This is a genomic window from Flavobacterium succinicans LMG 10402, from assembly GCF_000611675.1.
In the GTDB taxonomy this organism is placed as follows: Bacteria; Bacteroidota; Bacteroidia; order Flavobacteriales; family Flavobacteriaceae; genus Flavobacterium; species Flavobacterium succinicans.
In genome coordinates this window covers 19,194-32,415 of the sequence record NZ_JATV01000016.1, presented here as the reverse complement: position 1 = coordinate 32,415, position 13,222 = coordinate 19,194, and the positions used below count along the sequence as shown (strand labels likewise).

Sequence of the window (13,222 nt, the reverse complement as noted above, 5' to 3'; positions counted from 1 at the left end):
ATATTGCTGTTTTTTATACTACAACTTCATTTTGAACATTCACTTGATTAGCAATTGCAGTATAAATATCTGCTGTATTTTCAGGAGTTTCTATTGAAACAACTAATGAATAACGTAATTCTGAATCATATTTTTTTTGCTTTTTTAATTGTTTCCACCAACCTGATGCTAGTGGAAATATTGCTAACTTATTACAAACTGCAATATCAGCAGCAGAACCTTCCCAAAAATTACTATGAATAGAACCTCTAAAAGCTGTATCTGCTCCCAAAAACCATCTTTTTTCTTGTTTTTTATCATAATCTCCATCGGATAATTTATCAACACCTAACTCGTCTTTAAGGTTTTCAATGTTAATTCTATTTGTTCTAATTTTGAAGTTATCAAAATCTTCCGTCGGATCTATCAGCAAAAATTTTAACGCACAAGATTGATATGAATATTTAGTTGAATATCCTTTATCGCCAGGGTTTGGCTCGATATAATATGATAAAGTAATTCTTAAGGTAACATTAGCAGACCCAAGATTTGCTAATATTTCAGAAGGCCAAGGGAATTCATAATAGTGTATTTCATTTGTTTTTATAGTGCCATCTAATTTATATGGCTGAATAACCTCTTCTGAAATAAATGTTAAGTAATTTGATTTACACTCTATTGCTTTTTCTAAATTTGGAATTCCATAACCGACTATTCTTAATAATCTCTTTTTATCTCCAACAGTATTTAAATTGATTTTAAATTGCTTAATCAATTCAGAATTCCAAGATGCAGAATGAATCATTAATCCTCTTAGGGTTTCTGGCCAAGCATTGGGATACACATCTCTTAATTTAGCTAAAAAGTTAGAGGCAAATGCTGTTGCTGCACTTGTTGCATTAAATCTAGCGAATGCATTTATACTTGTATTTGTTGATGTAGTGAGTATATCTAAGTCTTCGTGATGATCGATACTACCGTTGTTTAGTTTTTTTAAATTTCCACCTTCAAAAACTACTTCTGGTTTTATAGGCCAAAAACTTTCCCAAGAACTTGATGTTCTACTATAAGGAGATAATTCAAATTCCTTTGCAACAGTATTATCATTTGGTAAAACTTTCTGTGTAAATGCACCTATGGTAATTGCATTCCAAGCTTGTGCTGGGCTTTCAATGGATAGATTTAAATTGCTTTCTGGATAATTTTTATGATCATCCTCGTCTCTGACATTTCCAGCACTTATTACAAAAATCTTTTTATCATTTTTATCCTCTCCAAAAATTATATTATCCAAAAAAGCAGACCAAGTAGAAGGTTTTCCAAAATCATTTTGATTTTTACCTGTTACAGCCATACAGAATATTCTTTTATATTCAGTGTTATTTTTAATCGCAATATTGACTGCATTTTGAGTAATAAAATGGCATTTGTTAAGTTCGTTTCCCTTGCCATCTGGAGGAAGAATTTTAATTGATTCTAATCTATGTCTGATTTCTAAAGGTGTATTATTTTCTAAAATATTATTTAAATTACCGTATAAAGCTATCCCTGCCATACTTGTACCATGACCATAATATCCGGAGTCATTTTTACCCCAATTTATATCTACAGTCAGAAGATCATTATCTGACAAAGCATCTTTCAATAATTGATGGCCATTGTTAATGCCTGAATCTAATATAGTAACGTAATTATTTTCAGAATTATAAGTAATATTATTTATTGCTGATTCAATCCAATTCTCTCTATTAATAACTGTTTGGTCTAACCAAAAACTATTTAATTCTTCTGCTCGTCGAATTTCTGCAATTGAACCAAATGAATATAGAAGTTCAATCAATTGGTCGTAATTTAATTTCACATTAACTATTACCCTTTCAGGGAAAATAGTTAGCTGTTCAGAAAATTGAACATTTAAATAATTACAAACATTGTTAAGTATTTTTAAATTATTGTTCCTTTCTGATTCTTCAATTGCTAACCATAATTCGCACCAAACCGCATCTTCATTTGGTAAATATTCGTTTGAACCACTCCAAATATATTGTAAAGTTGTTCTTTGGATTTTATCTATTTTTTCAACTAATTTTTGGCTAACAGGAAGACCTGTTTTAGTATCTTCATTAAGATACTTTTTAATTTTTCCTATTAACTTTTCTTTTTTAGTATCAGGAATATATACCGTAGCAATTTGTGATTTATTTTCTGGATTAGTCTTAACATTAAGTAATTTAGCACCATCAGAATTCAAAGAGTCTAATTCTAACAATTGCTTATCAGCACTAATAAATGTAATATATTCTCCTTCTTTTACAGGTTTACCAACTTCTGTTCTTTGTATTACTTCTTGATTGTATATTTCCCATATCTGATTTAAAGAGGAAAGCAAAAAATCTCCATGACCCTGTCTGTCTCTTTGTGGCAATACATTTTTAATAGGTGGAGGTGGCGGAGTAGTATACTCTTGTGAAGAGTGAACGTTTTTTACAAAAAGATGCGGCTTAAAATTTTGACTCATAAAATAATTACAGATTATAACTGTTTTTTCTATCTTTCATCATTTGGACTAACAGCTTTTGCGTAACTGTACTTTTATCAGTCAAAATAATTTCTTTGAGTGCATCATTACAAGCATTTGTTATTTCTGCATGGCTTAAATTATTTGCAGCTTCAACAGTTGTTTTAAGAGAAAAATCTCCAAGAAATTTATGCAATTTCAATTTTATTAATTCTTCAATCTCTTCTTTGTTTGGAAGAGTATATGTAATAATATCATCAAAACGTCTGAATAAAGCTGAATCTAATATTTTAATATTATTAGTAGCTCCAAAAATTATACTCTCTGATGAATCTTGTTCAATGAATTGCAGAAATGAATTCAACACTCTACGCATCTCACCAACTTCATTATCCCTTCCTCTTTCAGCACCAATAGCATCAAATTCATCAAATAAATAAACTCCTCTATTTGAAACCATCATATCAAAAATTTGTCTCAACTTAGAAGCGGTCTCTCCCATATATTTGGTCATTAATTTATCCATCATAATAACATATAATGGTAATTTTAATTCACCTGATATTGCAGAAGTTGTAGCTGTTTTTCCGGTTCCAGGAAGACCTGACAACAAAACTTTTCTACGATTTTGTAATCCATATTTTAGGATCTTATCGCGCTGTTTATACTCTCTTATTATTCTGTTTAATTTATTTGAAACTTCATCAGAAAGAATTAGTTCATTTAGTCTATTTTCTGGATAATAGACAAGAACTAAATCACTCAAATCGGGATTTATTTTGATTACTTTAAAACCATCCGTCTTTGACCTATCAACTAAATCTTTTATCTCTTTTGCAATAGACATATGTCCTTGTCTCGCTTCATGTGCAGCTACTTGTAGGGCAATGGAAGTGAATCTCTCATTATCGTTTTTGTAATGAGATTGCAATAATGATTTTATTTGTTCTGCTGTTGCCATTTGACAAATGTATAAAAATATATGTAGCTATTTATTTTTATTCCTCCATCAATATCTCCAAAATACTAATCGCAGCCTCACTAATTTTGGTTCCTGGGCCAAAAACGGCAACGGCTCCTGCGTCAAAAAGGAATTGGTAGTCTTGCACTGGGATGACGCCACCCACTACGACCATAATATCTTCACGGCCGTATTTTTTAAGTTCTTCAATCACTTGTGGGACTAAGGTTTTGTGACCTGCTGCCAAGGATGAAACGCCAAGAACATGTACATCGTTTTCAACGGCTTGTTTGGCTGCCTCTTCTGGAGTTTGAAACAAAGGGCCAATGTCTACGTCAAAACCTACATCGGCATAACCTGTGGCTACAACTTTGGCTCCACGGTCGTGTCCATCTTGCCCCATTTTAGCAATCATGATTCGGGGTCTTCTTCCGTCTTGTTTGGCAAAAGCATCGGCAAGTTGCTTGGCTTTTTCAAAACTTTTGTCGTCTTTAATTTCTTTGCTATACACGCCACTAAAAGATTTAATTTGTGCTTTATAACGCCCAAAAACCGTTTCTAAGGCATCGCTTATTTCGCCAAGTGTTGCTCGGTTTCTTGCGGCTTCTATTGCTATTTTTAACAAATTGCCTTCATTGGTTTTGGCACAATGAATCAATTTTTCGAGACTACTTTTTACTTTTTCAGAGTCTCTGTTGGCTTTGATTTTTTCCAATTGCGCCAATTGTTGTTTGCGAACCATTTGGTTGTCGACATCCAAAATTTGCAAAGGATCTTCTTTTTCCAATCGGTATTGATTGACACCTACAATAATATCTTGTCCGCTGTCGATTCGCGCTTGTTTTCTAGCGGCAGCTTCTTCAATTCTCAACTTTGGAATACCGGCTTCAATGGCTTTGGTCATTCCGCCCAAGGCTTCTACTTCTTGAATCAATTGCCAAGCTTTTTCGGCAATTTCATTCGTAAGACTTTCTACATAGTAACTGCCTCCCCAAGGGTCAACCGTCTTAGTAATTTGGGTTTCTTCTTGTAAATAGATTTGGGTATTTCTTGCAATTCTTGCGGAGAAATCAGTTGGTAAAGCAATGGCTTCGTCTAGTGCGTTGGTATGTAATGATTGAGTGCCTCCAAAAGCAGCTGCAGCCGCTTCTACTACGGTTCGTGCTACGTTGTTAAAAGGGTCTTGTTCGGTTAAACTCCAGCCAGAAGTTTGGCAATGGGTTCGCAAGGCCAATGATTTTTCATCCGCAGGGTTGAATTCTTTGAGTAATTTAGCCCACAACATTCTGCCCGCACGCATTTTGGCAATTTCCATAAAATGATTCATTCCAATGGCCCAGAAAAAAGATAATCTTGGCGCAAATTCATCAATTTTCATTCCAGTGGCTAAACCTGTTCGAATGTACTCTAAACCATCGGCTAGGGTGTAAGCCAACTCAATATCTGCGGTAGCTCCCGCTTCTTGCATATGGTAGCCAGAAATAGAAATCGAGTTAAATTTGGGCATTTTTTTGCTGGTAAATTCAAAAATATCAGCAATGATTTTCATAGAAGGAGTAGGAGGATAGATGTAGGTATTTCGTACCATGAACTCCTTTAAAATGTCATTTTGTATCGTTCCCGAGAGTTGTTCTGGAGATACGCCTTGTTCTTCTGCTGCTACAATATAAAAAGCCATGATAGGCAAAACAGCACCATTCATAGTCATCGATACCGACATTTCTTGTAGTGGAATTTGATCAAATAACACTTTCATATCCTCCACGGTGTCAATGGCTACACCAGCTTTTCCAACGTCTCCAACTACGCGTTCGTGATCGGAATCATAGCCTCTGTGCGTAGGGAGATCAAAAGCAATGGAAAGTCCTTTTTGACCCGCGGCTAAATTGCGTCGGTAGAAAGCATTGCTCTCTTCGGCAGTAGAAAATCCCGCATATTGGCGTATCGTCCACGGTCTACGAACATACATAGTCGCATATGGTCCACGTAAGTTGGGCGCAAAACCAGCCCCAAAGTCCAAATGCTCTAAGGTTTCAATGTCTTTTTCGGAATAGGTAGGGGGAATCGTAATACCTTCCGCTGTAAGGAAAGGCTCGTGACTAGGTAAACTAGCACTTTTTGTGGAATGGTCTAAGGTAATATGTTGAAGGTCTTTTCTTTTCATGGCTCGAATAGTAATGGTGAATCGTTTTGGTTGGAATAAGCTTACTCTAAGGCGAGTCGTTCTTGTTCGATTTTTTCGGCCAAACGTTTTTCGATTATTGGGGTAATCAGTGTTTTTCGTGGATTGATTTTTACAAAAGGAAACAATTCCAAATCGTGCTTCATTCGGTCAGCTTGGTTGGGATGTTTGTTGGTTCCCAATAATATTTTTTTACCAGTATCAAATAAAGCTTGTTCCTTGTCGGCACTTTCTTGGATTTTTCTTTTGACGGTACCTTCTTTCAATTGCTTTAAGAAACCTCCGTTTTTTTCGATGTCTTTAAACAATTGAAGTGCTTTTTCTGCTAACTGTTGGGTGATGCTTTCTAAATAATAACTTCCGTCAGCTGGATTGTTGACTTTGTCGAAATACGATTCGTTTTTCAGAATCAACAATTGATTTCTAGCAATACGATCTCCAAATTCGTTGTCTTTGTGGTACAAGGCGTCATATGGCAAATTAGCAACTGCATCTGCTCCTCCCAAAATGGCACTCATACATTCTGTAGTAGTTCGTAACATATTGACATTGTAGTCGTAAATCGTTTTGTTTCTTTTAGTTGGAGTGGCTAGAATATGACAATCGATATCCAATTCATAGGCATTGGATACAATTTCAAAAAGTTGACGTAAAGCTCTTAATTTTGCAATTTCGAAGAAGTAGTTACTACCTATGGCGACTTGAAATACTACACTTTTTTTACAATTCGGAACACGGTTGAAGTACTCATTGGCTTGCGCTAAACCATAAGCGATTTCCTGAACCATAGTGGCTCCTGAATTTTGATGCAGTCCCATATTGACACTCAATAAAGTGCAATTTTGGGTGCTATTAAAAAGCAATTCGAGGGTTTCGAAATTGTCTTTTTCAGGGGTTGAAAACCAATTGCCGTCTTGGGCTAATTGTCCGATAGGATCCAATAAGCAGAAAATCGTAGCTTCTTTTTCTTTAGCAATTTGGTCAATTTTTGCAACGAAATCGATTGAAAGAAATTGGAAATCGAAATAAATATCGATTTTTTCCAGAGGAAGTGCTGCAAGTAATTTTTCTACAGCGATGCTCTGATTAGGAATAGTAAAACGGAGGCTAGTTGCGCCGCGTTGAATTGTGTCTAAAGCCCTTTCTGTGGATTTATCTACGTCGTGTACAAAGATATTTTGGCAAATGGTAAACGCTGTTGCTTGCGTGCTAACGTTAGCATTACCTTTTAGATCTTCCTTATCATAAAATGGTTTTACTTTTATTTCCTCTGGGGAATTCCAAATTACCGTTTCGTTATAATCGGCACCTTTGAGTTCAAATTGAATTTTTTGTTTCCACTGTTTAGCCGAAACAGCATTGAAATCTTCAAATAGATTTTGCGCCATTGTATTGGTATGGGTTTGTTGTTATTGTATTGTATCGCCTTCAAATTCTATGATATAGATGTCTTCGTTTTCTTTTTTCATATAATATTTTTCTCGTGCGAATTTCTCTATCTGTTCTGAATTTTGTAATTCTTTAATGCTTTTGCTGTCCTTTTTAATTTCTTCTTGGTAATATTTTTTATTCTCTTTTAGCTCATCCATTTCCTTATTGAGCATTTGATGGTCAAAATAAGAATAATTGTCTAAAAAAGTCATCCAAACAATGAAAAATAAGCCTACCCAAATATACTTATTGCTAAGTAGTTTGAACCATTTTTTGTCTTTATATGAATTTATCATTGCTGCTAGATTGGAAAAGAATTACAAAATACGTTGGTTAATCACGGCGCGAACTACATCAATAGCTACCGTATTGAATTTGTCATTTGGAATGATGATATCGGCATAGGCTTTGGTAGGCTCGATAAATTGTTCGTGCATAGGTTTGAGCGTGTGTTGGTAACGACTCAATACTTCTTCCATATCACGGCCACGTTCTGATATATCACGACGTAATCTACGAATTAATCGTTCGTCAGAATCGGCATGAACATAAATTTTAATGTCAAATAATTCTCGAATTTCAGGATTGGTAAAAATAAGGATGCCTTCTACAATCATTACTTTTCTTGGATGGGTAATAATAACGTCATCAGTTCTATTGTGTTTGATGAAAGAATAGACCGGCTGATTGATGATGTTGCCTTGTTTTAGTTCTTTTAAATGGGCTACTAATAGTTCAAAATCGATGGCCCTAGGGTGGTCAAAGTTAATGTTGGAACGCTCCTCATAACTCATGTTTTTGTTCTCTTTGTAATAAGAATCTTGTGAGATGATGCCCACTTCGGCATCAGGTAGTTCATTCATGATTTGATGTACTACTGTTGTTTTTCCACTTCCGGTTCCTCCCGCAATTCCTATGATGAGCATACTAACTTTACTTTTAAATTTTGTTACAAAAATAAGAATTAAAAGAGATACGAATTTGTTTTTGCGGACTATTTTTGAAAGACTTGCTAATTAAATGATTAGTAAATAAATGCTAAAAGAGTGTTTTTTTACTGCCTATAAGAATGCCTTTTTTTCTCTTTTAGCCCCGGGAGGAGTGGCATCCTTTGCTGCCGGGGTTCGGCAGTAAAGATAGAACGGATCACGGGACGATGTGGCCTGAAAAGCCTAATCTTCCTGCTTCTAATAGAAATAATAGTACTAGATGTATGGGCTAGTTTACATTTTGTGCACAATAAAAATAGTAGGGCGTTTGTGTAAGTCTACTTTTTCTTTTTTCCAAGCCGCTATTTTTTTTGTTTTGATATATTCGGTAGGTAGGGTGATATCTGTGGCTACGCAAAGATGGGTCTCGGGATGTAGGATTTGAATCAAATCTTCGAGTAGTTTGTTGTTGCGATATGGGGTTTCGATAAAAATTTGCGATTGGTTTTTGTCGAAAGATAATTTTTCTAAAAATTTCAATGCCGATTTTTTCTCTTCTTTTTCGATAGGTAAATAGCCGTTGAAGGTAAAGCTTTGACCGTTCATCCCAGAAGCCATAAGGGCTAGTAGGATAGAGGAAGGACCTACCAATGGGATGACTTGTATGCCTTTGTCGTGTGCGATTTTTACAATGACTGCTCCGGGATCGGCTACGCCTGGACAACCGGCCTCGCTCATTAATCCCATGTTTTTTCCCTCGAGCAAGGGTTGAATCATGGCCAAATGCTCTTTGGTTTCGGTGTGTTTGTTTAGGGTGAAAAGTACGAGTTCTGATTGTTTTTTTTCGGGTTGCACTATTTTGATTGATTTTCTGGCCGTTTTTTCGTTTTCTACGATGTAATGGTCAATAAAATCGATGCTTCTTTTGATGGTTTGTGGTAAAACATCCATGGGGTCACAATCGCCCATAGTGGTTGGAATTAAGTATAATTTTCCTAGCGAAAGAGTTGGTTTCATTTAGTGTTTTTCTTTGTTTATTCTTTTGAATACCTCGTCAACTGTAATTTGCATTTCTGAAAACAGTGGACTTTTAATTATTTGCCCTTCAGAAAAGGGTTTTAATCCGATGTATTCTTCGTTTTGTAACGTGTATACTAAAACAAAACGTTCTTCGGGTTCTACTATCCAATATTCTTTTACGCCACTTTCTTGGTATAAATTGAATTTGGTATCTACATCATGCTTGCTGTTGTTGGGTGATAATATTTCTACAATTAAATCTGGAGCGCCGTTGCAGCCTTTATCATCTAATTTGTTTTCATCACAAATAATGCATAAATCGGGTTGTACTACAGTAGTGTCTTTTTTTGAAGAGGCAATCGGAAGTCTTACGTCAAAAGGGGCAACAAAAACACTGCAAGGACGATTTTCGAAAAAGCTATAAATTTTCCAATTCAAATTCTGTGAAATCGTTTGATGCTTTCGGCTTGGGGCAGGGCTCATTTTACGGATAAATCCTTTGATTAGCTCCACTCGCTCTGAAAATTGCCATAGCAAATAATCGGAATAGGTGTAGGTTTTTGTCAAATCTAAGTCTGAAAAATTTTTTACTACTGACATGTGCTGTGTTTTTTACAAAGTTATAAAACTATCTGAACTTGTTTATGCTTTTTTACAATTGAGTAATAATAACAATTGTGTTTTTAACCACTTAATGTTCAATAAATATGTGAAGTTTTATACTTTATAGAGGAGCAGGAATTCTTGTTGTATTTAAGAATGCTTCTCAATGACTTTTTTGGCAATTACATCACAAGCTTCGTCTAGCATTTGATATACATTTTCAAATCCATTGGTTAAGCCGTAATAAGGATCGGGTACATCTACATTTTCACCTGGAAACAATTCGTTTAAAATCATTTGAACTTTGTTTTTCTGGGTGTCATTTTTTGCCATCTCAATCACGGTGTCATAATTGGAGATGTCCATCACGTAAATATAATCGAAGGTATCGAAATCTTTGGTGCTAAATTGTCTTCCTTTTTGGTGCGCAATCGAGAGGTTGTGGTGCTCAGCTACTGCAATGGAGCGTTTGTCAGGAGCGTGGCCTATGTGCCAAGAGCCTGTTCCGGCAGAATCAACAACGAATTGATCCGCTGGTAGTTTTGAGGCTAATATTCCTTCTGCCAAGGGAGAACGGCAAATGTTTCCTAAGCAAACCATTAATATTTTTACAGGCATAATCCGCTTTTATAGCGTTAATTTAGAGTTGATATCGTCAACAAATTTTTTGAATTGTTTGTCAGTGGCTACAAGGTTGTCAACCGTCTTGCAAGCATGTAAAACGGTAGCATGATCACGATCGCCAATTTGTGAGCCAATATTGGCTAGAGATGCCTTAGTGAATTTTTTAGCAAAAAACATGGCCAGTTGACGGGCTTGAACCACGTGTCTTTTTCTGGTTTTGGATTGCAAAGTTTCGATGTCCAATTGAAAATAGTCAGAAACAATTTTTTGAATAAAATCAATCGAGATTTCTCTTTTGACGTTTTTGACAAATTTCTCCACCACGCTTTTGGCTAACTCAATAGTTACTTCTTTTTTGTTGAAAGAAGATTGTGCGATTAAGGAGATAATGGCGCCTTCGAGTTCACGAACATTGGATTTGATATTCCGGGCAACATACTCAATGATGTCTTCTGGAATTTCAACACCATCGCGGTACAAGATGTTTTTCAAAATTGAAATACGAGTTTCGTAGTCCGGTTGATGTAACTCGGCCGATAATCCCCATTTGAAACGAGACAGCAAACGTTGTTCGATATCTTGCATGTCAACAGGAGCTTTGTCTGAAGTCAAAATTACTTGTTTGCCGTTTTGGTGCAAATAGTTGAAGATGTGGAAAAATACATCTTGAGTTCCTGATTTTCCAGATAAAAACTGAACATCATCAATAATCAATACATCGATCAATTGATAGAAGTGAATGAAATCATTACGGTTGTTTTTCTTAACCGAATCGATATATTGCTGGGTGAAAATTTCGGCAGAAATGTATAAAACCGTTTTTTCTGGATATTTGTCTTTAATCTCTACACCAATAGCGTGAGCTAAGTGAGTTTTTCCCAATCCAACGCCACCAAAGATTAATAGAGGGTTGAACGAGGTGCCTCCGGGTTTGTTGGCTACAGCCATACCTGCCGAACGCGCCAATCTGTTGGAGTCCCCTTCTAGGAAATTATCAAAACTATAATTAGGGTTTAATTGCGATTCAATTTTTAAATTGCGAATCCCAGGAATCACAAAAGGATTTTTTAGTTCGGGATTCAAATTTTTGATTGGAGCATCCACTTCCTGTGGTTTCATCACCACACGATTGGTACTTGGTAATTGTTCCGTAAACGGTTGTTTATTACCATAAGTGTTCTCCATTCTAATTTTATAAAGCAGCTTAGCATTCTTACCAAGTTCTTTGGTAAGGGCTACTTTTAATAATTTTACATAGTGCTCCTCTAGCCATTCGTAAAAGAATTTACTAGGTACTTGAATATATAAAGCATTGTCGGTTAACTCAACTGATTTTATAGGTTCAAACCAAGTTTTGTACGCTTGCTCTTGAATGTTGTCCTTTATAAAAGATAAACAGTTTTCCCATACCGATTGTGCAGTTTTATTCATAGATTTGGCGAAATTATTTTTACTTTAGATGATTTTTGAAGCAAAAAACGGTGACTGTTTTTTGTGATTTTCAGGTTAACAAAAGTGTGAATAATTTTTTGTATAAAAAAATATATTGACCAATAATTTTAGAAAAAAATGTTGTAAGGGCATTAAAAATTTTAATTTTTTTTTAAGAAAACACAATGAAAAATCATCAAGTAGAAGTACGTGTTCGTTATTCCGAAACGGATCAAATGGGAGTAGTTTATCACGGGAATTATGTGCCTTATTTTGAGATAGGGCGCGTGGAATGGCTTAGAAATAAGGGGGTTTCGTATAAAGTGATGGAAGAAAACGGCATTGCGCTCCCCATCGTTTCTATGACAATCAATTACAAAAAATCGGCTCGTTATGATGATTTATTGACCATTCATACCACTTTTAAAAGGCAGACGTCCGTGAAGATCGAATTCGAGTGCGCCATTTACAGCGAAACTCAAGAGTTATTAACAACGGCCGATTTTGTACTGGTTTTTGTCTCTCTAAAAACGGGTCGTCCAATCGCTCCACCAGATTATATTTTGGAGCTTTTAAAAAACATCGACTAACGACAAAAATCATCGACAAAAAACATGTTTCATTCTTTTTTTTCGATCACAATCTCAAACATATTTTCAAAAATGCCGAAAATCATTTCGGCGTTTTTTTTTCGAATACAACACTCTATTTTGCCAATCGGTAAATTAGTTTGGACATCAATTTCCATTTCTTGATTCACAATTTGAAGTTGTTTTTCTTTAATAACACGCATCACTTTGTTCATGTTCTTATAATCGAAAGTGATTACGAAAAAAACATCAATAGTTTTCTCCACAATTTCACTCGCTGCTATCGCTAATTGCGCTGTGGTTTTATAGGCCGCAATCAAGCCGCCAACCCCCAATTTGGTACCTCCAAAAATCCGAACTACCACAATCAAAATATTCGTCAAACCAAAGGACTGAATTTGACCGTAAATGGGAGTTCCCGCCGTATTGCTAGGCTCCCCATCATCGTTGGCCCTATACACGAACGTTTCAGTTCCAATTTGGTAGGCATAACAATAATGCACCGCATGCGGATGTTCTTTTTTAAGCACTTCAAGAATAGGTTTCACTTCGTCTTCGTGCGTGATCGGAAACGTGTACCCAAAAAACTTACTGTTTTTTTCCTTAAACAATATTGGTTCGTTGGGCGCAGCAATAGTTTGATAAGTATCTTTCATGTTCAACTTTTCTGAAAGGGGGATTTTTGTTGCAAATTTAAGTTTATTTCTTGGAGCAGCACCCAAGGCATAGTTATGAGGCATGGGTTCCCGCTATTCGCTATATCTTTTTCATACGCTTGGCAGGTTTTAGGGACCTGCCAAGCGTATGAAAAAGGATGCCGCTACTATCGGGGCTAAGGAGAAGCAGGGTTGTTTACTTAGAAAGATTTTTCATCAACGATGCGCTAAGTTGCAGGCAATAAGGATTGTCAAATTTAATTCCGATTTTGACTTGCCATTTTTTGCTTGCAATTTA

At 35.7% G+C, this 13,222-nt stretch carries 12 protein-coding genes; 1 reads left to right on the top strand and 11 read right to left on the bottom strand.

The window, feature by feature from the left end:
* Positions 1–13 precede the first annotated feature (13 nt).
* From AO58_RS0114295 to dnaA, 10 genes are all read right to left on the bottom strand, one after another.
* The gene (locus tag AO58_RS0114295) at positions 14–2,497 is read right to left on the bottom strand and encodes a S8 family peptidase (protein WP_024982353.1); all 2,484 of its coding nucleotides are present in this window, start codon (positions 2,495–2,497) and stop codon (positions 14–16) included.
* A 7-nt stretch (positions 2,498–2,504) separates the two neighbouring features.
* On the bottom strand, positions 2,505–3,458 hold the full coding sequence (locus AO58_RS0114290) for an AAA family ATPase (RefSeq protein WP_024982352.1): 954 nt from the start codon (positions 3,456–3,458) through the stop codon (positions 2,505–2,507).
* A gap of 37 nt (positions 3,459–3,495) precedes the next feature.
* The gene (gene scpA / locus AO58_RS0114285) at positions 3,496–5,622 is read right to left on the bottom strand and encodes a methylmalonyl-CoA mutase (RefSeq protein ID WP_024982351.1); all 2,127 of its coding nucleotides are present in this window, start codon (positions 5,620–5,622) and stop codon (positions 3,496–3,498) included.
* Positions 5,623–5,663: 41 nt separating this feature from the next.
* Positions 5,664–7,028 carry a methylmalonyl-CoA mutase subunit beta gene (locus AO58_RS0114280; RefSeq protein WP_024982393.1) on the bottom strand — a complete coding sequence of 455 codons (1,365 nt, stop codon included), beginning with the start codon at positions 7,026–7,028 and terminating at the stop codon, positions 5,664–5,666.
* 21 nt (positions 7,029–7,049) lie between these two features.
* Positions 7,050–7,367 carry an FtsB family cell division protein gene (locus tag AO58_RS17330; RefSeq protein WP_035717872.1) on the bottom strand — a complete coding sequence of 106 codons (318 nt, stop codon included), beginning with the start codon at positions 7,365–7,367 and terminating at the stop codon, positions 7,050–7,052.
* A 21-nt stretch (positions 7,368–7,388) separates the two neighbouring features.
* Positions 7,389–7,997, bottom strand: coding sequence for a uridine kinase (udk, locus tag AO58_RS0114270; RefSeq protein WP_024982350.1), 609 nt, complete (start codon positions 7,995–7,997; stop codon positions 7,389–7,391).
* Between the two features lie 297 nt (positions 7,998–8,294).
* Entirely contained in the window at positions 8,295–9,017 is a 723-nt protein-coding gene (locus AO58_RS0114265) for an SAM-dependent methyltransferase (protein WP_024982349.1), read from the bottom strand.
* Entirely contained in the window at positions 9,018–9,620 is a 603-nt protein-coding gene (locus AO58_RS0114260; protein WP_024982348.1) for a Uma2 family endonuclease, read from the bottom strand. It lies immediately after the preceding gene.
* Between the two features lie 153 nt (positions 9,621–9,773).
* Complete coding sequence (locus tag AO58_RS0114255; protein WP_024982347.1) at positions 9,774–10,241, bottom strand: low molecular weight protein-tyrosine-phosphatase; 468 nt, start codon at positions 10,239–10,241, stop codon at positions 9,774–9,776.
* A 9-nt stretch (positions 10,242–10,250) separates the two neighbouring features.
* Positions 10,251–11,678 carry a chromosomal replication initiator protein DnaA gene (gene dnaA / locus AO58_RS0114250; protein ID WP_024982346.1) on the bottom strand — a complete coding sequence of 476 codons (1,428 nt, stop codon included), beginning with the start codon at positions 11,676–11,678 and terminating at the stop codon, positions 10,251–10,253.
* Between the two features lie 185 nt (positions 11,679–11,863).
* On the opposite strand from dnaA, the gene AO58_RS0114245 reads away from it, so the two are divergent.
* Positions 11,864–12,268: an acyl-CoA thioesterase gene (locus AO58_RS0114245; RefSeq protein ID WP_024982345.1), complete on the top strand. Its 405-nt coding sequence runs from the start codon at positions 11,864–11,866 to the stop codon at positions 12,266–12,268.
* A gap of 29 nt (positions 12,269–12,297) precedes the next feature.
* On the opposite strand, the gene AO58_RS0114240 is transcribed toward AO58_RS0114245, so the two are convergent.
* A complete protein-coding gene (locus tag AO58_RS0114240) occupies positions 12,298–12,930 on the bottom strand; it encodes an IMPACT family protein (protein WP_024982344.1) in 633 nt (210 codons plus the stop codon).
* Positions 12,931–13,222 lie beyond the last annotated feature (292 nt).